This is a genomic window from Chromohalobacter sp. HP20-39, from assembly GCF_033052815.1.
GTDB lineage: Bacteria > Pseudomonadota > Gammaproteobacteria > Pseudomonadales > Halomonadaceae > Chromohalobacter.
In genome coordinates this window covers 1-301 of the sequence record NZ_JAWHTP010000474.1, presented here as the reverse complement: position 1 = coordinate 301, position 301 = coordinate 1, and the positions used below count along the sequence as shown (strand labels likewise).

General features: G+C 67.4%; 1 pseudogene. It reads right to left on the bottom strand.

The window, feature by feature from the left end:
- Positions 1-301 (bottom strand): annotated as a pseudogene (locus RVY79_RS18855) (hypothetical protein); the annotation flags it as partial.

Below are 301 nucleotides of genomic sequence, written 5' to 3'. Positions count from 1 at the left end.
AGCACGGCCACGTGGCTGCGCGACAAGCGCTTGTGCTCGGTCGGCACATAGGTCGTCACCTGCCCCGAGCGGCGCACGCGCCAAAGCCAGTAGCCGATGCCGATGGTCATGAAGACGACGAACACGGCCAGGCGCATGTCGATGCCCGAGAACAGCGGCACGCCGGCCAGCGGCTGCGCAATCGGCAGCGCCAGCGGGTTGGTGACCGAAGCGATGTAGCCAACCTTGGCGGCAATGGTCACCAGCGCCAGCCCGTACAACTCGTTCAGGCCGAGCCGTCGCGCCATGGCCACCACGATGG